Source organism: Priestia filamentosa, from assembly GCF_900177535.1.
GTDB classification, from domain to species: domain Bacteria; phylum Bacillota; class Bacilli; order Bacillales; family Bacillaceae_H; genus Bacillus_I; species Bacillus_I filamentosa.
In genome coordinates, this window is sequence record NZ_FXAJ01000002.1 from 1098571 (window position 1) to 1122770 (window position 24200).

The following is a 24200-nucleotide window of genomic DNA, read 5'->3' on the forward strand; positions in this document are numbered from 1 at the left end:
CTCTTTCTAATTTAGCACAACATTTAATTAAATAAGGTCAGAGAGAACTCTCTCTCTAACCTTTATCATTTTCATTTGTTCTCTTGATTCGCCATCTTTAGATCAAGATTATGAATATTTGCAACTACTCGATCAAAACGAAGTGCCTGAGGTTCAGCTGGGAAAATATGAGCATCGTACTTATCACCTAAAGTACGGAAGAATGGTTCGAACAGACCTGATACAAGTACTCCTACCATTTTTGTATATGGAGAATCTAAACGGTATGAATGAACAGTATGAGCTGGAACGTGCAGAAAATCTCCAGGATTCAACTGAATTTCTTCCCCATCTGCCCACATTGTCATTTGACCTTCTAGGCAATAAAAAGTTTCTGTATGATGTTCATGATAATGATCAACGATGCGATCGCCTTTTGGTCCTTCAGATGAAACAACGATAAATTGTCCATCTGTATTTGTTTGTGCCGCAACAATTCGATGAAGCTGGTCACCTGTTAGAAGACGATCACCTTCTCCCGATTCAAGGACATATGGAACAACTTCCTCAGGACGTGTTGCATTTGTTACAAGTATCGCTTCTCCTTCTACGCTTTGTTCGTTTGATACAAACTCAATATCTGAAAGAGCTGCACCTTGCAAGAAACGCTCATATGCTAATTCTTCTCCATATGGAGGATGTTCCACATGTTCATAAGGTGTACCAATTTCAGTATAGAAGTTCGCAACATTTCCTTTCATTGTATATGAAACAAGGCGGGTGCGATGACTTTGCATTGTGTAGCTGTGAGTTGTGCCTGCTGGAATTTGAGCATAATCTCCTGATACAAGAAGATGTTTTTCTCCATTAAGGATGAGTTCTACTTTTCCATCTAAAACAAGAATGCCTTCATGTGTTTCTTTATGAAAATGAAGGGGAAAAGCATCTCCTTTGCCACCTGCAAGTAAGACGATTTCAAACATATCGCCTGTGCTTTTTCCATTTGCCATAATTGTAGCTACTTGACGTCCAAAGAGATAGCGTGGACCCTCCCCATTTCGTAATAAATAAGGTACTTTTTCTTTTGGTAATTTACTTGTTAATGTTGCCATTATATTTCCTCCTCTATATTAGACCGATCTATATAATTATACTCGCAATAGACCAATTTGCATATTTTTGTGTACCGACCGGTCTACAATTTTTGATTATAAAGCAAAGAGTAACAAAATGCTACCCTTTTTTTCGTAAAATATATGGGATTTGCTTTGAAATAAGAAGAAGAGGCCCTTTATCTTTGTGTGCTAACGAAAACATAACGCCGCCTTCAATCATCGAGTTGATAGTCATTCCAAGATCTTCTGCTTCGTCCTTTTCATATCCATATTGCATTAATTTATCAGCAAAAATATCAGCCCAATTTTTAAAAACTTCCACACATATACATCGCAAAGGTTCACTAATGAGAGCTGTTTCACTTGCTAATAATCCAACAGGAATTCCTTCAATACGTTCTGGATCATTAAACTGGTTAGCTGTTACACTTATAAAATGTTGAATGGCTTCAACAGGGTCTAAGCTTTTTGCCATGCTCTCTTTAATTTGTTTTTCAATATATTCACCTGTATATTTTACAGCTTCAATTGCTAGCTCCTCTTTTCCATTAGGAAAGTGATAATAAACAGAGCCTCGAGGTGATCCACTTTCTTTTATAATTTGATTCAAACCTGTTGCATGATATCCTTGCAATTGAAAAAGATATGCTGCTGTTTGAATAATTCGTTCTCTTGCTTCACCTTTCACTTTCATCAAACTTCCTCCTACCTATTATGAAGACCAATCGGTTTAAGTATAGAAAACGAACGTTCAAAAGTCAAAAACTACTTGTAATCGTTAAATGTATGCTTTTTTCATCTTCTACTAAAATAAACAACTCTTTTAAAAAATGCTTCCCCTAATACAATGGTATATATATTATAACTCTTTTATAAACATTTTGAGTATACTTACCCTCTTCTCTTAAACAATGCTATCTCCATATTAAGTCAATGAGAAAGAGGGATTTTTCTTTCTTATACGTTTGCCGCTCAAATAAAGAAATTTATAAAATTCTCTCTTATAAATTATTGTAGAATCATTTTTATTAATATACAATATGATAGATAAAACGCAAAGAGCTTCCATATATCTCTTGTAGACACAAATACGAGATACTTCGGTATCCTTTTTCAACTGACTTTTCTTCCTGTTTAAAAAGGGGTTCTCTTCATTTTCTACTTAACTGGCTTTTCCAAAATAAAAGCTGAAACTTATGAAGCCTTATCCCTTCTATTCAGTATAGAGAAAGTTTTTTACTATATTGGAGAATATATTTTAGTGAACTTATGTTGATTTGCCTTATTTGCTCTACAAAGGAAATGGTTCTCTTTTTGCAAAACTTATGGAGGGATATATGAAATATTTAGTGGGGATTTTAGGTCTCCTTATTGTATTCGGACTAGCTTTTTTAATAAGCAAAGACCGGAAAGAAATCAAATATAAGCCACTTTTGGTCATGGTCATTTTACAACTTTTGTTGGCAATTGTACTTCTTAATACAAAGTTTGGATTTGTTGTTATTGATGCCATTGCCACAACATTTTCAACGCTATTAGATTATGCCAGCGCAGGGATTGCTTTTGTTTTCGGTGGCATTGCAAATGACGGGGAAGCTCCCTTTTTCTTAACTGTTCTTCTTCCGATTGTGTTCATTTCAGCTTTAATTGGCATCCTTCAGCATATCAAAGTTCTTCCGTTCGTCATGAAATGGATTGGGCTTGGCCTTAGTAAAATTAATGGCATGGGAAAACTTGAATCTTACAATGCCGTTGCTTCAGCAATTGTTGGGCAATCAGAAGTATTTATCACAGTTAAAAAGCAGCTTGATAAATTACCTCCACACCGACTTTACACACTTTGCACGTCCGCAATGTCGACGGTTTCAATGTCAATCGTCGGAGCTTATATGACAATGATTGAACCTAAATATGTTGTAACAGCCATTGTTTTGAACTTGTTTGGTGGATTTATGATTGCTTCAATTATTAACCCATATAAAGTTTCACCTGAAACAGACCTTTTAGAAGCGGATCAAGACGAAGAAAAGCAAACGTTTTTTGAGATGCTAGGTGAATATATTTTAGATGGATTTAAAGTAGCGGTTATTGTGGGCGCTATGCTCATTGGATTTGTCGCACTAATGGAAGGAATTGATAGCGTTTTTGAGATGATTTTTGGCGTTACCTTCCAACATTTGCTTGGCTATGTTTTTGCTCCATTCGCTTTTATAATGGGAATTCCTGCATCTGAAGTTGTTTCAGCTGGAGGGATTATGGCAACGAAGATGGTAACAAATGAATTTGTTGCCATGATGAACTTATCTGAAATGGCGTCTGAATTTAGTCCAAGAACGTTAGGCATTGTCTCTGTATTTTTAGTTTCATTTGCTAACTTTTCTTCAATCGGCATTTTATCGGGAGCTGTTAAAGGACTAAGTGAAAAACAAGGTAACGTTGTAGCTCGTTTTGGGCTTCGCTTACTATACGGAGCTGTTCTTGTTAGTTTCTTATCAGCCATTATCGTCAGCTTCATTTTATAGCCTATAAAAAAAGAACTTCATATGAAGTTCTTTTTTTTCGTTTCAGCACTTTTTAGTATGGAATGCCTAAGTCTTCTTCTCATATTTCTTGAAGTGTATATCTTAATTTATGCTCTGCTTTTGGATAATACTAACGAACATCAGTAGAATGCCGCTTAATAATCTGATGCTCAACAGTAATCTTCTTACGTTCCTTTGAAGATGTTGCAAGCTGTTTCAACAAGCAATCTGCAGCTTCATATCCTAATTTGTAGATATTGATATCAACAGACGTTAAAGAAGGAGTTGAAACCTCTGCGAGCAAGAGATTATTGAAACTTATCACAGAAACGGCTTTTGGAACAGAAATCTCTAGTTCAGCTAAAATATAAAGTACTTTAAGCGCTACAAAATCATCTGCAACAACTAGAGCTGTTGGACAGTCTTCTAAACTCATAAGATATACTATCTCTTTTTTCATTTCTTCTTCTGTTAGCTCTTCATGGACAATATAACGACTCCTTAATGAAATCCCTTTCTGTTGGAGAGCTTTTTTATATCCTAGTAAGCGATCGTTTGTAAACATAAAGCTAATATCTCCACCAATAAAGCCAATACGCTCATGACCGAGTTCAAGCAAGTAATTTGTAGCATCTTTGCCTGCTTTGTAATTATCATTATCAATATATGTAATTTGTTCTTCATTTTGAAACGGCTTGCCAATTACCGTAAAGGGAAAATTGACATCTAAAAGATAATCAATAATTTGATCGTCCTCTCGTGAATAAAGCATAACAATTCCATCAACCCGTCTTCCTTGTACCATGCCAACAACTGCTTCATAAATTTCTTTTTCTGTTACTCCTGTTGAAATGAGTAGTGCATATTTTTCCTCATGTGCTTTTGTACTTATGCCCCGCAACACTTCAGGAAAAAAAGGATTTTGAAAGGCCTTTTCAGCAGAACTTGGCATCACAAGACCAAGCGTTTTGGTTGAGCTATTCGCAAGACTTCTTGCGTTCAGATTAGGATGATAACCTAATTCCTCCATCGCTTCTCTTACCCGTCTTTTTGTTTTTTCACTTATTCTTGTATTGTTTGCAATAACTCTTGAAACCGTTGATGGTGCTACATTGGCTAGTTTTGCTACATCCTTAATCGTGACTGCCATAATCCTTCCTCCTGATCTATCTTCTACATATTATTGTAAACGAAATGCACTTCCTTTTCCAATGGCATGCTACAATAAAAAAGCCTTATATTTAGACACAATGCTTTTCATAATTACGTACACTGTTACATTAATAACCTTCCATTAATTTATCTATTTAAAATTGACTAGAGTGATAAATTTTAATAGATCTTATTCAATCCCAAAAATATAAAACATACAACTAGCACAGGCACACAGGCAGCTTTAAAAAAAGTCTAATATATATAGTACATCTTTAAGGAAGACTGATATTCTTTGTCCTCAAATTATAAAAGGAGACGTTATTACTATTGAAATCCTTGTTGTCCAATTTCATGATTTATCTTCTCCATGTAAAAAGGGTGAATTAATTTCTTCTGTTTTTAAAGCTCCTAACTTACGAAACTAATTTACGTAAAAATATCTTATAATACAGAAAAGCCGCTGGATACAAAGGTTCCAACAGCTTTCTACATAACGATATACCCAGCCTATTAGAATCTTAAAAACTTAGCTTACCCTTTAATAATATCTATCTTTCTTATCCTCATGACGTTTTTTTTCAAAATAGTATTTATCTTCTTGATAGTCTCTATCTTTTTTAGTACACTTACCAAACATAAATTCATCCCAGTTCATATCATGTTTGCTTTCAACATAATATTTATTCTCGCGTTTATCTTCTTTACAACATCTGTCTTTCTTATCTTCACGTTTTCTTTCAAAATAGTATTTATCTTCTTGATCATCTCTATCTTTCTTATTACATTTACCAAACATAAACTCATCCCAGTTCATAAGTTATCACTCCTAAAGTGAAAAATGACTTGCAATGTATTATACGTTTTTTTTAAAAATATGCTTGTACGAATAACTAGTTTTAAGCATTATGCCCTTTAGAGATAAGCTCATATTAATGAACCCTTCGATCATACTTCTTCATGTATGATCGAAGGGTTTATCTATTATTCTTAACTTTAAACATCCTCTTTCTTTTAATGTAAGGGCAGAAAATCAAGGGGAAATGAAGTAATGAACCATCATATTAAATTCGTTTGTACGATTTCCCTCACTATCAAACAAATAATCCATTCTTAACAATGTAAATCCATCAAACCCATGAGTAGAAATCTTTTCTGATGCATTTTTAAATCCCCACTCGTTTCCTGTTAAAGCAAGAGCATTTTCTCCATTTAACGAAATCCCTCGTTCCTTTGCTAGATTAGCAATTTGAGCAACTAATGTTTCAGGAGCACTATAGTAAGGGGATTCGTATGCTTGATTATCCTTCATCTCTAGGCATGTAAAAGTAAGGGCTAAGCGGGATGCTTTAAATTGATCAAGCAGTTTAGCATAGTTATAGTATCCTGCGCTATATTCAGCAGAGTGTGGCATAACCGGATCATTCATCTTCCAATGAACGCCTGAAATTTTAGCTCCAATTGGCACGTTAAAAAGAGGATCAAAGCGCTTATGAGCGGCTTTCGCTATTTTTGATAAGTGCTGTTCAAGAGCTCCTTGATACCATATCATAAAATCTTTTCCATACTGAGAATAATAGACTTCACTATTTGTAAAAAAAGCATCCGCATTATGCGGTGGCTCTATATCTTCCCAATTTTTCAGTTTCTTTCCCCAAGCATTGTTCACATTTTTTAACGTAGCATACTTTTTACGCATTGCCTTTTGAAAATCTCGTTCCGCTCCTTCTGAATAGGCTTGAAGCTTCCCTCGTTCAGGATATTCCCAACTGTCCCCACCTTGATATGAGGGATATCTTATTTCACCTGCAGGCCCTCCGCTTAGATAGATTTTTACAATAAGCTCCCTTTTATCTAAAAAATGACGTGCGAATGATTTATACAATTCGTCATATTGCTTTTCCGTTCCTTTCCACCATGGTGCAAGAGCTTCTCGATTGATATAGCCACTCTCACTTTTAAAAGCCATGTTTTCTATTTTGTCTTCATTCCATAACCACGTTGGAATAGGATAGTCACATTGATCTCCAACATTTCCACCACATTGGTGAGTAGATAAAATAGGAACCCATTTTAATCCAGAAGTTTCAACAACTTCAGCATATTTTCTATAATAACTCCAATCAAACTGATTATCCCCTTCTCCTTCAACAAGCCCCCACCATATATCTGTTGTTAAAGCATATACGCCATTTTCCTTTAATTGTTCTAACTTTCTCTTAAAATCTTCCCAATCTGTAATTTTTTCTAAAGGAGCCATAACATATAGCTTATAATTTTCGTTGGTTTCAGCTTGTGTTGGCGAAAGAAAAGCTGTAAAAACGAGTGAAAGAGCTAAGAAAGCACACCATAATTTTTTCATTGATTAAACTCTCCTTCTTTATTGTAGTGGAAAAATAAATGATGCATTCAATAAGAAAAAACACAAGCGATCCCCTTTAACAGGAACCTTCACTTGTGTTTTATCTGTGCTGCACCGTTTATATTTTTACTTCTATTCCAAAATGATCAGATATAATAGGTTGTTCCCTTCCATTAAAAACCGTTTTTAAACAGCGTGGTTGAATTGAAACGTTTGAAAGAATAAGATCAAGACGGAGGTTTTGCGTATTTTGACTCCACCCATCTATCTTCCCCTCCACTGTTATTCCATGATCTTTTTCTTCTGCCTGATTGTACAAGTCGTAAAGCCCCTGACTTAGTAAGTAATCATAGCCTTCTCCTTTTATACTCGCATCATTGTTGAAGTCTCCCATTAAATAAAAAGCTTGCTCTCTTTTAATATTTGCAAGAAGGGTATCAACTTGAAACTGAAACGGCTCTTCTTTATCATCCCACCAGCCAAGATGACAAGAATAAAATGTGATGTTTTCTCCCTTATAAGAAATGCGAGCTCCAACAACTTTTCTTGTTTTCCAAAAATTCTGGTCTTCACTTTTAGAAATGAAAAAGGAAGACCATTCATTAACAGGATGTCTTGTAAGAAGAGCTACTCCTTCCTCAAATACGCTGTAGCCTATATGAGAAAAATCCCATATAAATTCGTAATGTTTCTTTCCCCTTCTTTCAAGCTCTTTTTTCAATAAAAAAGCATAATTGTCTTCTCTTACATTTTCATGAATGAATGCTGAATCTTTATGCTGACTAACTTCTTGGAGAGCAATCACATCATACTCTTCATTGCTAACCTTTTCAGCGAGTAAGGCTAGTTTATCTAACTGATTGTCTTCCTGCCATGAATGACAATTTAATGTAAGCAGCTTCATCCTGCTATGCCCCTAACACATCTTGAATGTCTGATTTTAATACATCTGCTTTTGGTCCATAAATAGCTTGAACACCTTTATCTTTTAGAATAAGACCAAGCGCTCCGTTCTTCTTCCATTCTTGTTCATCTGCTACAAGGTTTGTATCTTTTACTGTTACGCGTAAGCGAGTCATACAAGCATCAACTTCTTCAATATTCCCTTGCCCTCCTAAAAGGCCAATAATAACAGGTGCAAGTGAATCATTTTTGACAGAAGTGCTTTCTTTTCCTTCCTGTTCTTCTTCAATATAGTTTCCGTTCCGCCCTGGTGTTGGGAAGTTAAATCGTTTAATCATAAAGTTTGCAACAGCAAAGTTTAATCCAAAGAAAACAAGGCAGGCTAGAACGAAGTTGAGTAAATCGAGCCATAATCCTGCTTTTACAATCATTGGTGTTCGCGTAATAAGCTCAATAACCCCAAACGCATGAACACGAACATCAATGATGTCAACGACTGCAAATGCAAGCCCTGTCATAATAGCATAGATAATATAAAGAATTGGTGCTGCAAACATAAACATAAATTCAATTGGTTCTGTTACTCCTGTTAAAAATACAGCTAATCCAGCAGATAAAAACATTGATTTATATTTTGAGCGTTTCTCACGATCAACATTTCGGTACATTGCAAGTGCAATTCCGATTAATGCTGCGCACGATAAAATCATCTGTCCAACTTTAAATCGGGCAGGCGTTACATCATTTAATAATGCTTTATAGCTTTCTGTATCTCCTGCTGAAAGGAAGTTATTTAAGTCTCCAACCCATGCAAGCCATAATGGATCTTGCCCTGCAACAATTGAACCTGCTCCAGGACCCGTTAAAATTTTATATGTTCCTCCAAGTTCTGTATAGTTCACTGGAACCGTTAACATATGATGAAGTCCAAATGGCAGCAAGAGTCGTTCTAATGCCCCAAACACAAACGGAGCTAGGATTGGCGCACTATCACGAGATGTTGCAATCCATTGTCCAAAGCTATTTAATGACCCTTGAATAAATGGCCATATAATCGAGAGAATAAGAGCGGTTACAACAGAACCTGCAATAACAACAAATGGTACAAATCGTTTTCCATTAAAGAATGAGAGCGAATTTGGAAGTTTATCATAGTTATAATATTTATTAAAAAGATTAGCACCTAAAAATCCAGCAATAATTCCAACAAAAACTCCCATGTTTAGGGCTGGTGCGCCTAAAATAGATGTGAAGTAATCTTTTACAATAAGCTCTTGCCCAAATAAAGATTGAACAGTTGCCTCAGGATCTGTAAGCATCTCGCTTTTCACACCAAATATTGCCCCTGTAATTCGGTTCATTAAAATGAATGCGATTAAAGCAGCAAATGCTCCTCCCGCACGTTCCTTTGCCCATGAACCCCCAATTGCAACAGCAAATAAAACGTGAAGGTTGTTAATAATCCCCCAACCGATATCCTCCATAACCAGCGCAATCGTTTGCACAAAGGAGATGTCTGCGCCCATCATTCCTACAAGCTTTCCAAGTGATATCATAATACCAGCTGCAGGCATGACCGCTACAACAACTAATAATGCCTTTCCAAACTTTTGCCAAAAGTCAAATGAAAGAAACTTTTTCATTTTCATTTCTCCTCCCTTTTGAAAAATCTAACCCCTATGTCTGCGCTTACATTTATTAGTCATTTGAAACTCATTTTTTTCAATCTAGTCTATACACTCTTGCTTCATACGGTTGTAGTACAATATGATTAGCATTTTGTTCTTCCTTTATATCATAGTTGCTTAATAACAACTGATATGCGCTCCCTTTATATTCTAAAGGCAAATGGAAGTGAGCACGTTCTTTAAATAAATTTACCATAACAAGTACTTTTTCTTCTCCTAATGTTCTTGTATAAGCATAAATTTTGTCATCTTCTTCAAGAATAAGATGGTAGTCTCCATAAACAAGAACCTCTTTTTCTTTTCTAAGACTAATAAGCTTCTTGTAATAATGATAAAGAGAATGAGGATCATCTAAAGCTTTTTCTACATTGATATTTTTATAGTTTTCATTGACCTTTATCCATGGTGTTCCTTCCGAAAATCCTGCATTTTCTGTTCTATCCCACTGCATCGGAGTTCTGGAATTGTCACGCCCATTTTTCCAAATGATTGGCATGATTTCTTCATGAGACTTTCCTTTTTCTCTTTCTTCCTTATATAAGTTTTTAATTGCTACATCATTATAATCTTTAATGGAAGAAAATTGAACATTTGTCATCCCAATCTCTTGTCCTTGATAAATAAACGGCGTTCCTTGCATAAGAAAATACATTGTTGCTAAAGCTTTTGAGGATTCTAACCAATAGTCACCGTCGTCTCCCCATGTCGAAACAGAACGTGGCTGATCATGATTTTCTAAAAAAAGCGCATTCCATCCGATATTGTGCAATCCTTTTTGCCACTTTGTGAGTACTTCTTTTAATGTACGAATGTCAATCTTTCCATCTATCCCTTTTCCCCAAAGATCTAAATGTTCAAATTGGAAAACCATATTAAACTTTCCTTCTTCTTCTCCAACCCAAAGGGATCCATCCTCAACACTTACACCATTTGCTTCTCCAACTGTCATAATATCATATTTGCTAAATGTTTCTCGTTTTAACTCTTCTAGAAAAGGTTGAATTCCTTCTTTATTCATGTGCCCGGCAAAAGAGGAAACATAGCGTTTACCATCAGGATTAGGCAGATCTGGTAATCCTTCAATTTTTTTAATATGAGAAATAGCATCAACTCTAAATCCATCAATTCCTTTATCTAGCCACCAGTTTACCATCTCGTACAAATTCTCTCTTACAGCAGGATTTTCCCAATTTAAGTCAGGCTGTTTTTTTGAGAAAACGTGTAAATAATAGTCGTCTGTCTCTTCATTGTATTCCCAAGCAGAACCTCCAAAAATAGACTCCCAGTTGTTTGGCTCTCTTGCCTCTTTTCCATCTCTCCAAATATAGTAGTCTCGATATTTATTATCTTTTGAAGAACGAGATTCAATAAACCAAGGATGTTCGTCTGATGTATGATTAATCACAAGATCCATAATAAGTTTCATTCCTCGTTTATGTACCGCTTCTAACAGTTCATCAAAATCGTCTAATGTACCATATTCTTCAGCAATTGCTTTGTAATCGCTAATATCGTAACCGTTATCATCATTAGGCGATTTGTAAATTGGACTAATCCAAATCACATCAATGCCAAGCTCTTTCAAATAATCTAACTTTGATAAGATTCCCTTAATATCCCCGATTCCATCACCATTAGAATCCATAAAGCTTCGCGGATAAATTTGATATGCAATCGCTTCCTTCCACCATTGTTTTTTCATATGAACCTCCCTTTCTATATTTTTAAAATACCACACTCAAGATCATCTGCGCAACCGTTTGCACAAATTTATTATTGAAAAGTTTTACAAAGTTAGAAAGACAAACAACTAGTGTCCAAACACTTTTTTCTATGATGAATATTGTAAAAGGAAAACCTATATAAGGAGTGGTAGTATGACTAGAATCTCAAATTTTCCGGAGCACTTCATCCGCGAGCATGAAACATGGCACCATGAGCATATGAACATGGGGAATCTTCGGGCGGGAGATGGCATTGAATTCCTTTCCTTTCACCGTGAGTTTATGGAAAGATGTCTCGAGTGGTATAACAGCCAAGGATTAAATTTAGATTGGGTTGAACCATGGCGCGCTGTTCCTAATCAAATTAAAAGACATCCGGGATGGACAAGAGAACTTGAAGAAGCTGAAAACCGTATTCGAAGCAACCCTTCTTCTTTCCGTTCTGGTGACGAACTCGGACGCTTTTTGCAGGAAACGTCTTTGCACGATGCTGTCCATGTATTAGGAAGCGAAGTATTTGATGAGCCTGATTTTGGCCGCATTTCTCTCTCTCCAAGAAGTACGCTTTTTTATAACTGGCATCGCCTTATTGATAATTGGTGGAGAAGCGTTGAAAGAGGATAAGAAAAAGGGGAACTTGGTGTCCAAGTTCCCCTTTTTTCATTGAAGAAGTTCTTCTTTTTTTAAATACTCTTTTGCAACTGTTGAAGGTTTTTTTCCTTCCACATTTACTTTGTAATTCATTTCGCGCATTTCATCATCAGTAATTTTACCCCCAAGTTTGTTTAACGTATCGCGAAGTTCAGGATGCTCTTTTAACGTTTCTTCTCGCAATAACGGAGCGCCTTGATATGGCGGGAAGAGATGTTGATCATCTTCTAGCACAACAAGGTTATATTCTCGTAATTCACTATCTGTTGAATAAGCATCTACAACCGTAATGTCTCCTTTTTTCACCGCATTGTAGCGCAGCTTTGGAGCCATCGTTACAACGCTTCCAAACTCAAGGTTATATTTCTTTTGGATGCCTTTATAACCATCTTCTCGGTCTGTAAATTCACCTGTAAATCCAGCTTTCATACTGTTTTCAACGGCTTTCAAATCTGAAATTGTGTTTAAGTTATATTCTTGTGCAAGCTGTTTCGGAACAGCAAGCGCATACGTATTATTATAGTTCATCGGTTTTAATAAAGCTAAATCGAATTTTTCTTTCATTCCTTCTTTAGCTTGATTATATACTTCTTTTCGATCCGTACTTATAGGAGGCTCTTTCAAAAACTCATTAATTGCTGTTCCCGTAAATTCAGGATAAAGGTCAATGCTTCCTGATTTTAGAGCGCTATAGACAAAAGATGTTTCTCCAAACCCAGGCTTAATTTCTACTGTTAAATCTGTATCTTGCTCAATCAAAAGCTTGTACATATTAATTAAAATTTCGGGTTCTGCTCCTAGCTTTCCTGCAATTACAAACTTCTCTTTCCCACCGTTTGCTGCAAAAGGAATAATAATAAGGAGTGCAATAGCTACAATAAAGGTTGTTAAAACAACAATAGACTTCTTAAATGAAAGCTTTTCAAAACGACGCAATATCACATCAAACAGAATAGCTAAAATAGCAGCAGGGACAGCGCCAATAATAATAAGGTTTGTGTCATTCCGATCAATTCCAAGCATAATAAGTTCCCCAAGACCGCCCGCTCCAATGAAAGCAGCAAGCGTAGCTGTTCCGATAATTAATACGGTCGCTGTTCGAATCCCTGCCATAATAACGGGCATTGCAAGCGGGAGTTCTACTTTTAACAATCGTTTTCGACCATTCATTCCCATTCCTTTGGCAGCTTCAATAAGTGAGGAATCCACTTCTTTTATGCCTGTATATGTATTTCTTAAAATAGGAAGTAGCGCATAAACGATAAGTGCAATAACCGCTGGAACTTTTCCAATACCCATTAAAGGAATAAGTAATCCAAGAAGAGCGAGTGAAGGAATGGTTTGCAAAACAGCGGTAATACCAATTACCACCTCTGCTATTTTCGGCTTTCTTGTAATGTAAATGCCGAGCGGAATAGAAATCACGACGGCAAAAAGTAAGGCGATAAAAGAAATTTGAATATGTTCTAGTAGGGCGCTTAAAAGATCCCCTTTTCGTTCTCCTACTGCATCAATAAACTGATTCATGTTTGTCATCCTTTTCATCTTCTGTTTCTGCTAAATATTGAATAACCGTCTTTCGATCAATTTTCCCTATCACAAAACCTTCTTTTTCAACAGCTACTTCCTCTTCGATTTTTAGAGAAGCTAGCACTTCTTTTAAAGAAGCAGTAGCGGAGATTTTAGATAATGACTGAAGAACATCGTTTTCTAGAAGTGCTGAGCTTAAAAGCTGCTCTGCCTTTATTTCTTTTTCTAATGAAGTTTTCTGCAGCCCAACAAACTTTTTCACAAAATCGCTCTTAGGATGATGTACAATCTCTTCTGGTGTTCCAATTTGTTCTATTTCTCCGCCTTTCATAACGCAAATACGCGTACCGAGCTTTAACGCCTCTGTCATGTCATGCGTAACAAAAATAATGGTTTTGCGAATCTTTTGCTGAAGACGAATGATATCATCCTGTAGCTTTTCGCGACTTAGGGGATCAAGCGCACTAAAAGGCTCATCCATGAGAAGAATATCAGGATCTGCGGCAAGAGCACGAACAACACCAACGCGCTGCTGCTCTCCTCCTGAAAGCTCATCTGGTTTACGGTTTCGATACTGCTTTGGATCTAATCCAACCATTGTTAACAACTCATCAACGCGTCCTTTAATCTTCTCTCGACTCCATTTTTTGAGTTCAGGGACAATCGCAATGTTTTCAGAAACTGTCATATGTGGAAAAAGAGCAATTTGTTGCAGCACATAACCGATATTGTAGCGAAGTTCATGGATATCATAATCTTCAATACTTTTGTTATGAATATAAATGGTTCCATCTGATAAACCGACTAAACGATTGATCATTTTAAGTGTTGTTGTCTTTCCACATCCACTTGGTCCTACTAATATAAAAAATTCGCCTTCTTTTATTTCTAAGTTTAGAGAGTGAAGGACTTCCTTACTATCGTATCTTTTAGATACATTGGAAAATTTAATCATCTTGTTACTCCTTGTTAAGTTGTGAAATAATATGCTAAAATCTCTCTCATCTTAAAGTGTTAGATAAATAAGTATAAATTTATCTATTTTACTTTTTAGTATAACAGCATATAACCTTCTCTTTTCAATAGAATAAAATAGTTATCCTCTTTCTGCTAGTTTAAATAGGTAATGAACTTGTTGTTTATGAACAACTAGGAAGATCACAGCTCTTCTTTTGTAAATAATTACTAATAACTCTTTTAAAAAGCCCATGTTCCATATAGGATCATTAAGAAAGTGTGTCACAAGCTAAACCTTTAAAAAAAGCCTGTTTGATAAAATCAAACAGGCTTTTTCACCGTGACTTCTCTTCTAAATTCCCGTCAAAAACAAAGATTGTCATCGCAATATCTTCTCCAATATTAATGTCCGAAAACATTCTAATAAGCTTTGCTCCAACAAGTTTTTCAAATTTCCTTACTAACTCTGGATTCTCATAAATTTTCTTAATTAAAGATGTTCTCGCTTCCCGTACCATCCGTTCTCCGTCTGGGCTTTTAATCATAAATTTCTCCACGTTTGTAAGGTTCCCCTTCATCTCACTAATTGCCCATGTACCAATAAAACGAGTTGTAATTTCTCTTGGTCCATTCCCAACATGTTCTTTACGTGTTTCACGTACTAAACTGCTGAATTCATGTTCAAATGCTCGACTCATCCCTCTATTTCCCCTTTTCTTGTTTTCTCTGTTTTCTTTGTTAACAGTAAATAACTAATGGTAAGAGCCACAATCCCGATTGACAAAAACAAACTTCCAATTTGATAGCTATTGTTTACAATAATAAAGCGGATTGTAGCGGTGATACCAATATACAATAGATAGCTTAACGGAAAGTGGTGACTTTCTTTAAAATAAGTCATAATCGTTGAGATAAAAGCAAAGTAAAGAAAAAAACTTAATACTTTTCCAAGAATATGGTGAACGTTAGTGTTTCCCTCTATTACATCATTTATAATTTCAAAAAGCTCTTTAAATAGAAAAAAAATAAGAATAAAACTAAGTAAAATTAAAGAAAGATTTAATATCCATTGATAAAGCGAGATTAAATAATTCCTTCGTTTCATCACAATCATTTTTAACATGTTTCTTTCTCCTGTTCTATAAAGTTCTTTACCAAGAAATAATATTGATAGAATCCGTTTGACTTCCTCCTTTTTTCATAAAAAAACCCATCATAAAGAAACCTGTGTAAAACTACACAATTTTCTTTATGATGGGTTAATAATTAAGCATTTTATAATACTCACTATCTGTCCCGTTATATTAGAATTACGAGAGAAAAGTTGTCAAAGATAAAGATCATTCTTTATCAATAAACTTCTTTTCTTTTTTATTATACTCTATTGCAAAAAAGTTTCAACAATTGAGCTAAGTAAAAGAAAGGCCATAGTCAAAATGGCCTTTCCTTCACTTATGTTCCACAATAGGTTTGATATGGACGATTAGATGGTGCAGGTAATGAACAGTACTTTTCTTTTTCTATAGCGTAATTATAAGGTTGGGAAAGAACATCTAAAAGCTCCTCCATGACAGTATAGTCTGCTTTGTTAACCGCTGCTTCTAACGCTGCTTCCACAAGATGATTTCTTGGAATGACAAAAGGATTGTTTTTACTCATTAAATCTTCGACAGATTCTTTTCCTTCTGATTGATTTTCTAATCGCATTTTCCATTGCTTATACCATTCCGTAAACTCTTCTTTCCCATAGAGCACTGTATCTTCTGCTTTACCCATTGTTAGTAAGCGGAATGTATTCGTATAGTCAGCTTTATATTTGTGCATCATGACAAGCAACTTCTCAATAAGTGACTGATCATCTTTTTGTTCTTGGAATAAACCAAGCTTTCTTCTCATACCTGAGAGCCAGTTTTGATGATAAAATTCAGGATACTTTTCCATTGCATTTTGAGCTAACTTCAGAGCTTCTTCTTCATTTTCATGTAAAAGCGGCAGTAGAGCTTCGGCAAAGCGTGCAAGATTCCATCCGCCTATTCCAGGCTGATTTCCATATGAATAGCGACCTTGAGTATCAATCGAGCTGAATACAGTTTCAGGATCATATTCGTTCATAAAAGCACAAGGCCCATAATCGATTGTTTCCCCGCTAATTGTCATATTATCTGTATTCATTACACCATGAATAAACCCAACAAGCTGCCATTTAGCGATGAGGGAAGCATGGCGTTTAATTACTTCTTCAAGAAGAGTAAGATATGGATTCTCACCTTGTTCAACATGAGAATAATGGCGATTTAAAGCATAATCAGCAAGTTCTTTAAGATCTTCTACTTTCCCCCAATTTGCTCCGTATTGAAATGTGCCAAAGCGAAGATGACTTGCCCCAACACGAGTTAAAATAGCGCCTGGAAGCTCTGTTTCGCGAAAAATACTCTCTCCTGTTAATACTACAGCTAAACTTCTCGTTGTTGGAATGCCTAACGCATGCATTGCTTCACTTATAATATACTCTCGAAGCATTGGGCCAAGTGCCGCTCTCCCGTCACCTCCACGAGAATAAGGAGTTCGTCCTGATCCTTTAAGCTGAAGATCAAATCGTTCTCCAGCTGGGGTTAGTTGTTCACCAATTAAAAGAGCACGTCCATCACCAAGCATTGTGAAGCCGCCAAATTGATGACCTGCATATGCTTGAGCAAGCGAAGCACCGCCCTCTGGAATTTTGTTCCCGGCAAGTACCTCGATTCCTTCCTCCTCCTGCAGCTTTTCTACATTTAATCCTAGTGATGTTGCTAACGTTTTATTCAGTTTAACCATTTGCGGGGATGAAACAGGATTCGGACTAATAACGGAATAATAAATAGCCGGAAGCTTTGTATAACTGTTATCTAAGTTCCAGTTTTGTTCTTTCTCGTTTGTCATTTGATCTCCTTTCTCTTGCATTTTTATAGTATAAGATGAAAAGTACACGTTTATTTAATAAATATCAGCAGAAGCACGAAATCTCTCCTATTGTCTGCCTCTACTAGCATATTATACCCTTTTTACCTCTTATAAAGTTCTTAAATGCTTAGAATGAAAAAAACACGCTTTTTCTCACCATATCTATTATATTTTCAGGTCTAAAGTCTCTTAAAAAGGCATTAAATGGTATAATTGTTTTTAAATGAAATTGAATAAATGTAGGTGAAATAAAATGAAGAAAAGAGGATGGTTGATTTTCAATACGCTTATTTTTGCTGTAGCCTGCTATATTATTGTTTAATATTTTATTATGGATGGAACGCAAGCTGGTTTAGTGCAGATGAAGCTCTTATTTCACGATAAACTAAGTCCATTATGGTAGATGATGTTATTTATCCATATTACCACTAGCCTTGTTTCCTTAATCATTGGTCCTTTGACATTATCAAAAACATTTCGGGAAAAAATCTGAAACGTCATCGACGACTTGGAAAAGTATATATGGTTGGGATATTATTTGAAGATCTTTCAGGTTTGTATCTAGCTTGTTACGCAACGGGAGGCCTGATAGCAAAGTTAGGTTTTGGATTCCTATCTTTGTTATGGTTACAGTCTGCATACAAAGCGTTAAGAATGATTCGACAAAGAAACATCTCTGCACATTACCATTGGATGATTAGAAACTACTCCTTAACTTTTGCAGCGATCACGTTAAGACTTTGGTTGCCCCTGTTTATGATGTTATTTGGGCTAGTGAATTTTGAAGTTAGTTACGCTATTATCGCTTGGCTTGCTTGGGTGCCTAATCTCATTGTTGGAGAACTTTATTATAAAATACACAAATAGGATAACAAAAGAGTCCTAAGCAATATTTACCCAGGACTCTAACTCTCTTGATTATTTAGCAAAGGAAATAAATTTTTCATTTTCAGGACGAATTCGTTGCTCAGTTGTTTCATCAAAGAAATGAGCTTTATTTAGATTGAAAGCAACATTAATATGCTGTAAAGCTTGAATTTGGGTACGTGCATCAACGCGAGCAACAAAGTTAATTCCGTTAATAGAAGAATAAAGCATCGTTTCAGCACCCAACAACTCAGCGACCTCTACTTTAATATTCACTTTTGTGCCTTGCGATGCCTCGTTAAATACAGGCTCATCGTGAATGTCTTCAGGACGAATACCTAAAATGACCTCCTGCCCGATATAACCTTGCTCTCGAAGGGATTTCATCTTTCCTTCAGGGACTTTAAGTGAGATATCACCAATATGGAATAGTCCTTCTGCTAATGTTCCGCGGAAAAAATTCATAGCTGGTGAACCGATGAATCCACCAACAAATACATTCTCTGGTTTTTCATAAACATCTTTTGGTGTTCCTATTTGATTAATAATCCCATCCTTCATAACGACAAGCCTTGTGGCCATCGTCATGGCTTCCGTCTGGTCATGTGTAACATAGATAGTTGTAGTTTGTAGCCGTTGATGCAGCTTAGCAATCTCTGCACGCATTTGGACACGCAGCTTAGCATCTAAATTTGATAGTGGCTCATCCATTAAGAACACTTTGGCGTCACGAACGATGGCTCGGCCAAGCGCAACACGTTGACGTTGTCCACCAGAAAGGGCGCTTGGTTTTCGCTTTAAATATTCTTCAAGACCTAGAATCTTAGCTGCATTTCGTACACGTTGATCAATTTCACTTTTTTGAAATTTACGCAGTTTTAAACCAAATGCCATGTTATCATAGACAGTCATATGAGGATATAAGGCATAGTTTTGAAACACCATGGCAATGTCACGATCTTTTGGTGCTACGTCATTTACTCGTTTTCCGTCAATATAGAAATCTCCCTTTGAAATCTCTTCAAGTCCAGCAATCATACGTAAGGTCGTCGATTTTCCACAACCAGAAGGACCAACAAAGACGATAAATTCTTTATCATGAATGTGCAAATTAAAATCCTTAACAGCTGTTACATCTTTATTATACATTTTATATATATTTTCCAATTTTAATTCTGCCATATGTAGCACATCCTTTTTTTATCTTCGGAAGCGTTTTCTTTGATTATACACAAATCTATAAATAATGCGCCTTTTTCTTGAATAAGAAAAACTTAGATTACAACTTTCTAGATTCCTTAAATCTCCTTCTATCTTTATGAGAAAATAATAATCTATTCCTGAATAATTTTCTACATAATTTTAGCGAAATACTCATTACATTTTCTATAGAATTTTATTCACACATTCTACAAAAACAATGATAGCTGAGCTACTTAAAATTCATTGATATTTTAGGAGGTCAATGAATTGGCATTGCGTCAGTAATTTCCATTTACAACAATAAGGGTTTATTTGTCAAAATCACTTGAACACTAGAAGAGATAATACTTATTTTAAAACCTCCATGGGGTAAGGACTAATAAAACTCTCTACTATATTTTTTTCAAACCTGAACTTCTTCCAATATTTATTTAGAATCCAGTTCAGAGTAAAAGAATATCAGAGTTTTATTGGCAGTACTACCTAAACCATTATTTCTTTCCTTCTATCCATTTTTCATAAACATTCCTTATTACATTCCAATGTAATTCATGAGTACTTGATACCTTATAGTTTGATTTATCAAGTTCACTACCTACACCAACCGCAAACATTTCACTAGCTATAATTGATTCTATCCCAGCTATAGCATCTTCAATACCTATAGATTTTTGCGGATTAGCTCCTAATGATTTACATGCAGTTAAGAATATTTCAGGGTCTGGTTTAGATTTTTTAATTTTTGCCGCATCAACACAGTAATCAAATGTGTTTTGTAATTTGAGGGCATTTAAAACAGTTGTAGCATTTTTGGAAACTGAAGCTAGTCCTATTGGTACCCCTTCTGCTTTGATATTAGCAATTAACTCTAAAATCCCTGGCAGAACATGCTCTGGTCCTAATTGCTTTAAATAGTTACAATAATTTGTGTTTTTCTGTTCAGCCATTTCTTCTTTTTCTAATAACGTAAAGTCATTTTCACGGTTACCCTCTTGTAAAATTAACTCCAGTGAATCAAGCCGACTTACACCTTTAAGTCTCTCATTAAACTCTTCATCTATCTTTATTCCTAACTCATCTGCTAGTTGTTTCCAAGCTAAAAAATGATAATGAGCTGTATCTGTTATGACCCCGTCAAGATCGAATACAACAGCATCAATATGATTATTTTTCATATCATAATCCCCTCTTATCGAAGTAGCAATGCTACATTTCGAAGTATTCTTTTTATATTTTCTACAAAAACCCGCATGTATTGCATTAGATACCTGACCGGCAGCTAAACTTTCTTTATAAGAATCTGGCGAAATTATAACTTTCCTTTGCTACCTCTCATGTTAAAAGCACATCTAATTTACTTGATATCAGATATTCCTTACCATTGATCTCCACAGTAAGCTCTGGTCCCCTAACGTTTTTTATCTCGATATTTTGATGAGTTATCGTAATGTTCAAAGTTCTACCTTGCCATTGAATAGGAAAAGTGATTTCTCTCCAATTTTCTGGTAATTCAGGATTGAAAGACAATATTTGTTTCCTATTTATAGAAAGATTCGCAAAACCATTGATCGTAGCTAACCATATTGCTCCTAGAGAAGCCGCGTGAAGTCCTTCATCTGACGAGTTAGACTTCGGACCTAAGTCAATTAGGCATGCTTCTTGAAATAATTCATATGCTAGTTTTCTTTCCCCACACCTCGCTGCAACAAGCGCATGTATGGCTTTACTAAGTGATGAATCATGTATTGTACGCTTCTCATAATAGTGTAAATTTTTTGATACCACATCTTTTGAAAATAAATCTGGAAATAGATAGAGCAGCATGACAACATCGGCTTGTTTTAATATTTGCATTTCATTTACTTCTTGACGAGAGTAGTCCAATAGGATGCCCTGGCTGCCTTGATTTTCTTTGTAAGTCGATAGATCAATTTCAGGTTTGCTTAAGAATGTATCATCTTGAGGAATGATATTATCAACGTTAGGCTTCGGTAAATATAAGCGGTTAAGAAAATCTTGCCCCTCATTCAACAGAGTCTGATTTTGATCGGCATACTTGTTCATAAAATAGATGGCCTGCTCAACATTGTAATAAGCCATATAGTTTGTATATGCATTATTATCGATATGCTCTGTATACTCATCCGGCCCAATAACATCTTTAATAAAGAGTTTTCCATCTACCTCCGTCACTCGACTAATCCAAAATAAAGCAGTTTCTTTTAAAAGAGCAAGGCCTTCTTTTTTCATAAATTCATCGTCCAGAGTTGCTTGATAATACTGTACTGCTGTATAAGCAATATCTGCGACAATATGATGTTCTGCTAGTGCGGATGCTACTTTTTGTCGTTTTCCAGTTCGTATGTTAATTGCAGCAAATTCCGGCGTTTCTTCTTTCCCTGTAAAGGCACTTTCCCAGGGGAATAAAGCTCCTTTATAATGATACAAAACTGCCTTTTCTTTAGCTTGGTCTAGATGCAAGTATCTATAACGTAATAATTTCTTGGCTGTTTCTGGTTCAGTAAATAATTGAAAAGGAGCCATAAAAATTTCCGTATCCCAAAATACATGTCCTTTATAACCTTCACCCGTTAGTCCTTTAGCGCCAATACTAAATCGTTCGTCATGGGCTGGTGTCATGCTTTCTAATTGATAGATTGCATAATCGAGTGCCAATTGATCGAAGTCATTTGTTGAGCTGATTTTGACACGTTTTTTCTGCCAAAAATTATTCCAACTATGAGCTGACTTCTTCATTAGCTTGTCATATCCTATTAAATTATGAGCGTGTAATGCATTCAAACCAGCAGTCTGAGGGTCTAATCCGTCGTATTCTTGATCTAGTGATGAATAGACTGTACCTAACTTTTCAACAATGAATGGTGTATTTTGAGGAAGCTCTATCTCCATTGTTGTTTGCAATTTTCGGTTTTTCGCTAAAAAAGACACTTTGCCTTTTATAGAGTAAGAACAACTCGTTGTAACTGCTACGATATGTCCTGATTCAGTGGTTTCATAAATTCCTTGCATCACTTCTTCATCAAACACTCGAACATTTTCTTCAGTAAGGTGTTGATTTCCAAAGTTTGTTTGTTGGGCATCGATACCCGTCATAATGTTAAATGTTACAGCTTTATCCAAACTAGTAACGGTTACTTTTAATGCAAGTAAGTGTAAATCATTTTTAGATACAAACCGTTGAAAACAAAAACGAAAACGATCTCCAAAACGATTTTCCCATACAATACGACGAGTGATTTCACCATTTACAAGATTTAGAGTACGCTCATAAGAATGGATTTTTCCATCTAACAGTGAGAATATCTCCCCATCGATTTCAAAATGAAAATGAGTTATATCCGGTATATTTACTAATTCGGAGGTTCCCTTAACACTCGATTTATTATAAACTCCAGAAATATACATCCCTCTAGTTTGATCGGGGTAATCTTCTTCATATGCGGAACGAAGTCCTAAATAGCCATTACCTAAAGCCATTAAACTAGCATATTTATTAATAAAATGCAAATCAAATTTTTTATCATAAATTATTTGTTGTGTCTTCATATAGATACACTTTCACCTTTTTCAGCAGATTGATATAATGATTCGATTAATTGTTGAAGTATGTACCCTTGTTTTCCATCAGCAATCATTACGTCTTCCCCTAAACATTTATCAACAAAAGCAGTCATACTTTTTTGGTGGCGATCTAAATCAGCCGTTTCTCTAAAAAGTAGAGAGACTAATTCGCCTTTATCATCGGTATAGATTTGCGCAGGAAAAAGAGTAGCACCTGCCTGATCACCACAAAATTCAACATTCATAATTGAAGTTTCTTTTATATTCAGGGCAAAGGATGTTTCAAGCTGCAACAAGCCGCCTCCTTCTAATTCAATAAAAGCGAATAGAGAATCTTCAACTTCAAATTTTTCTGGGTCCCATTCCCCAAATGATCCATGAGATTTCTTGTTTCCTATTTTCTGATACATTTTTGCAGTTACTTTCTCTATTTTTGGATATCCCAATACATATAAAGCTACATCAAGCATGTGAACACCTAAATCTATGAGCGGTCCCCCTCCTTGGATAGATAAGTTTGTAAACCCTCCCCATCCAGGAACCCCGGAGCGACGTAAAGCTTTAGCTTTTACTACATATATATCTCCTAAAATGCCATTTAACACGTTTTCACGTAATACCCTAGTATCATCTGCAAATCTGTGGTGAAAATTATAGGCAAGGATACAATTGTTTTTTTCTGCCTCTTCTTGCATCTTCTTTGCTTCATCAGCCGTTATCGCAGGTGGCTTCTCACACATAACATCACAACCATAATATAAAGCCTGCATAACATTTTCAAAATGAAAACGATTTGGTGTACATATACTCACGATATCAGGCTTTTCTATAGCATACATTGCAGCAGAATCTGTATAATAACGGGGAATTTCATTTCGTTCAGCAAAACTCTTAGCCCGTTCCTGATTTGGACTTACTACTGCAACCAATTCTATTTCTTCCCGTGTATGATAGTAAGAAACGTGAACCTTTTCAGCAACTTGTCCCCCACCAATAATCGCTACTTTCTTTTTCCGCATGATGAC

19 protein-coding genes and 1 pseudogene are annotated in these 24200 nt (G+C 35.7%); 3 read left to right on the forward strand and 17 right to left on the reverse strand.

The features are described from left to right. Window positions 1-71: 71 nt before the first annotated feature. Both B9N79_RS12580 and B9N79_RS12585 read right to left on the reverse strand, forming a co-directional pair. Complete coding sequence (locus tag B9N79_RS12580) at window positions 72-1091, reverse strand: quercetin 2,3-dioxygenase (RefSeq protein ID WP_040061235.1); 1020 nt, start codon at window positions 1089-1091, stop codon at window positions 72-74. A gap of 121 nt (window positions 1092-1212) precedes the next feature. Beyond that, window positions 1213-1788, reverse strand: a complete 576-nt coding sequence (locus B9N79_RS12585; protein WP_019393602.1) for a TetR/AcrR family transcriptional regulator — start codon at window positions 1786-1788, stop codon at window positions 1213-1215. A gap of 643 nt (window positions 1789-2431) precedes the next feature. Here B9N79_RS12585 and B9N79_RS12590 point away from each other — a divergent pair. Then, a complete protein-coding gene (locus B9N79_RS12590; protein WP_040061419.1) occupies window positions 2432-3616 on the forward strand; it encodes a NupC/NupG family nucleoside CNT transporter in 1185 nt (394 codons plus the stop codon). 130 nt (window positions 3617-3746) lie between these two features. Here B9N79_RS12590 and B9N79_RS12595 read toward each other — a convergent pair whose 3' ends face one another. The 6 genes from B9N79_RS12595 to B9N79_RS12620 form a co-directional block, all read right to left on the reverse strand. Then, on the reverse strand, window positions 3747-4766 hold the full coding sequence (locus tag B9N79_RS12595) for a LacI family DNA-binding transcriptional regulator (RefSeq protein WP_019393600.1): 1020 nt from the start codon (window positions 4764-4766) through the stop codon (window positions 3747-3749). A 543-nt stretch (window positions 4767-5309) separates the two neighbouring features. Then, the gene (locus B9N79_RS12600) at window positions 5310-5585 is read right to left on the reverse strand and encodes a hypothetical protein (RefSeq protein WP_040061230.1); all 276 of its coding nucleotides are present in this window, start codon (window positions 5583-5585) and stop codon (window positions 5310-5312) included. Between the two features lie 216 nt (window positions 5586-5801). Then, entirely contained in the window at window positions 5802-7130 is a 1329-nt protein-coding gene (locus B9N79_RS12605) for a family 14 glycosylhydrolase (protein ID WP_040061228.1), read from the reverse strand. Between the two features lie 118 nt (window positions 7131-7248). Continuing rightward, entirely contained in the window at window positions 7249-8034 is a 786-nt protein-coding gene (locus B9N79_RS12610; RefSeq protein ID WP_040061226.1) for an endonuclease/exonuclease/phosphatase family protein, read from the reverse strand. A 4-nt stretch (window positions 8035-8038) separates the two neighbouring features. Next, the gene (locus tag B9N79_RS12615; protein WP_040061223.1) at window positions 8039-9676 is read right to left on the reverse strand and encodes a PTS transporter subunit IIBC; all 1638 of its coding nucleotides are present in this window, start codon (window positions 9674-9676) and stop codon (window positions 8039-8041) included. 79 nt (window positions 9677-9755) lie between these two features. After that, the gene (locus B9N79_RS12620) at window positions 9756-11423 is read right to left on the reverse strand and encodes a glycoside hydrolase family 13 protein (protein WP_040061222.1); all 1668 of its coding nucleotides are present in this window, start codon (window positions 11421-11423) and stop codon (window positions 9756-9758) included. Window positions 11424-11598: 175 nt separating this feature from the next. Here B9N79_RS12620 and B9N79_RS12625 point away from each other — a divergent pair, with 175 nt between their 5' ends. Beyond that, on the forward strand, window positions 11599-12069 hold the full coding sequence (locus tag B9N79_RS12625; RefSeq protein ID WP_019393594.1) for a hypothetical protein: 471 nt from the start codon (window positions 11599-11601) through the stop codon (window positions 12067-12069). A gap of 36 nt (window positions 12070-12105) precedes the next feature. Here the strand turns inward: B9N79_RS12625 and B9N79_RS12630 are convergent, their stop codons facing one another. The 5 genes from B9N79_RS12630 to B9N79_RS12650 all read right to left on the reverse strand — a co-directional run bounded on the left by B9N79_RS12630 (window position 12106) and on the right by B9N79_RS12650 (window position 17502). Then, a complete protein-coding gene (locus B9N79_RS12630; protein ID WP_040061220.1) occupies window positions 12106-13623 on the reverse strand; it encodes an ABC transporter permease/substrate-binding protein in 1518 nt (505 codons plus the stop codon). Next, on the reverse strand, window positions 13607-14581 hold the full coding sequence (locus B9N79_RS12635; protein WP_040061218.1) for an ABC transporter ATP-binding protein: 975 nt from the start codon (window positions 14579-14581) through the stop codon (window positions 13607-13609). The genes B9N79_RS12630 and B9N79_RS12635 overlap by 17 nt, the downstream gene beginning before the upstream one ends. Before the next feature lie 337 nt (window positions 14582-14918). Next, entirely contained in the window at window positions 14919-15281 is a 363-nt protein-coding gene (locus B9N79_RS12640) for a Na-translocating system protein MpsC family protein (RefSeq protein WP_040061216.1), read from the reverse strand. Beyond that, window positions 15278-15706 carry a phosphate-starvation-inducible protein PsiE gene (locus B9N79_RS12645; protein WP_046217585.1) on the reverse strand — a complete coding sequence of 143 codons (429 nt, stop codon included), beginning with the start codon at window positions 15704-15706 and terminating at the stop codon, window positions 15278-15280. Before B9N79_RS12645 ends, B9N79_RS12640 begins: the two co-directional genes overlap by 4 nt. A 329-nt stretch (window positions 15707-16035) precedes the next feature. Further along, the gene (locus B9N79_RS12650) at window positions 16036-17502 is read right to left on the reverse strand and encodes a protein adenylyltransferase SelO (RefSeq protein ID WP_040061214.1); all 1467 of its coding nucleotides are present in this window, start codon (window positions 17500-17502) and stop codon (window positions 16036-16038) included. Between the two features lie 274 nt (window positions 17503-17776). Here B9N79_RS12650 and B9N79_RS12655 point away from each other — a divergent pair. Then, window positions 17777-18390: pseudogene (locus B9N79_RS12655) on the forward strand (DUF2306 domain-containing protein). Between the two features lie 51 nt (window positions 18391-18441). Here B9N79_RS12655 and B9N79_RS12660 read toward each other — a convergent pair. From B9N79_RS12660 to B9N79_RS12675, 4 genes are all read right to left on the reverse strand, one after another. Further along, complete coding sequence (locus B9N79_RS12660) at window positions 18442-19572, reverse strand: ABC transporter ATP-binding protein (RefSeq protein WP_040061213.1); 1131 nt, start codon at window positions 19570-19572, stop codon at window positions 18442-18444. A 512-nt stretch (window positions 19573-20084) separates the two neighbouring features. Beyond that, window positions 20085-20768, reverse strand: a complete 684-nt coding sequence (gene pgmB, locus B9N79_RS12665) for a beta-phosphoglucomutase (RefSeq protein WP_040061211.1) — start codon at window positions 20766-20768, stop codon at window positions 20085-20087. Between the two features lie 157 nt (window positions 20769-20925). Next, on the reverse strand, window positions 20926-23160 hold the full coding sequence (locus B9N79_RS12670) for a glycoside hydrolase family 65 protein (protein WP_046217586.1): 2235 nt from the start codon (window positions 23158-23160) through the stop codon (window positions 20926-20928). Next, window positions 23157-24194, reverse strand: coding sequence for a Gfo/Idh/MocA family protein (locus B9N79_RS12675; protein WP_040061207.1), 1038 nt, complete (start codon window positions 24192-24194; stop codon window positions 23157-23159). The genes B9N79_RS12670 and B9N79_RS12675 overlap by 4 nt, the downstream gene beginning before the upstream one ends. Between the last annotated feature and the right edge of the window lie 6 nt (window positions 24195-24200).

Bases quoted from the DNA above. Each gene is read 5' to 3' on its own strand.
- B9N79_RS12600 (WP_040061230.1), bottom strand. From the start codon at position 5,585: ATGAACTGGGATGAGTTTATGTTTGGTAAATGTAATAAGAAAGATAGA.
- pgmB (WP_040061211.1), bottom strand. From the start codon at position 20,768: ATGAAAAATAATCATATTGATGCTGTTGTATTCGATCTTGACGGGGTC.
- B9N79_RS12605 (WP_040061228.1), bottom strand. From the start codon at position 7,130: ATGAAAAAATTATGGTGTGCTTTCTTAGCTCTTTCACTCGTTTTTACA.
- B9N79_RS12635 (WP_040061218.1), bottom strand. From the start codon at position 14,581: ATGATTAAATTTTCCAATGTATCTAAAAGATACGATAGTAAGGAAGTC.
- B9N79_RS12615 (WP_040061223.1), bottom strand. From the start codon at position 9,676: ATGAAAAAGTTTCTTTCATTTGACTTTTGGCAAAAGTTTGGAAAGGCA.
- B9N79_RS12580 (WP_040061235.1), bottom strand. From the start codon at position 1,091: ATGGCAACATTAACAAGTAAATTACCAAAAGAAAAAGTACCTTATTTA.
- B9N79_RS12650 (WP_040061214.1), bottom strand. From the start codon at position 17,502: ATGACAAACGAGAAAGAACAAAACTGGAACTTAGATAACAGTTATACA.
- B9N79_RS12595 (WP_019393600.1), bottom strand. From the start codon at position 4,766: ATGGCAGTCACGATTAAGGATGTAGCAAAACTAGCCAATGTAGCACCA.
- B9N79_RS12630 (WP_040061220.1), bottom strand. From the start codon at position 13,623: ATGAATCAGTTTATTGATGCAGTAGGAGAACGAAAAGGGGATCTTTTA.
- B9N79_RS12620 (WP_040061222.1), bottom strand. From the start codon at position 11,423: ATGAAAAAACAATGGTGGAAGGAAGCGATTGCATATCAAATTTATCCG.
- B9N79_RS12670 (WP_046217586.1), bottom strand. From the start codon at position 23,160: ATGAAGACACAACAAATAATTTATGATAAAAAATTTGATTTGCATTTT.
- B9N79_RS12660 (WP_040061213.1), bottom strand. From the start codon at position 19,572: ATGGCAGAATTAAAATTGGAAAATATATATAAAATGTATAATAAAGAT.
- B9N79_RS12640 (WP_040061216.1), bottom strand. From the start codon at position 15,281: ATGAGTCGAGCATTTGAACATGAATTCAGCAGTTTAGTACGTGAAACA.
- B9N79_RS12590 (WP_040061419.1), top strand. From the start codon at position 2,432: ATGAAATATTTAGTGGGGATTTTAGGTCTCCTTATTGTATTCGGACTA.
- B9N79_RS12585 (WP_019393602.1), bottom strand. From the start codon at position 1,788: ATGAAAGTGAAAGGTGAAGCAAGAGAACGAATTATTCAAACAGCAGCA.
- B9N79_RS12625 (WP_019393594.1), top strand. From the start codon at position 11,599: ATGACTAGAATCTCAAATTTTCCGGAGCACTTCATCCGCGAGCATGAA.
- B9N79_RS12610 (WP_040061226.1), bottom strand. From the start codon at position 8,034: ATGAAGCTGCTTACATTAAATTGTCATTCATGGCAGGAAGACAATCAG.
- B9N79_RS12675 (WP_040061207.1), bottom strand. From the start codon at position 24,194: ATGCGGAAAAAGAAAGTAGCGATTATTGGTGGGGGACAAGTTGCTGAA.
- B9N79_RS12645 (WP_046217585.1), bottom strand. From the start codon at position 15,706: ATGTTAAAAATGATTGTGATGAAACGAAGGAATTATTTAATCTCGCTT.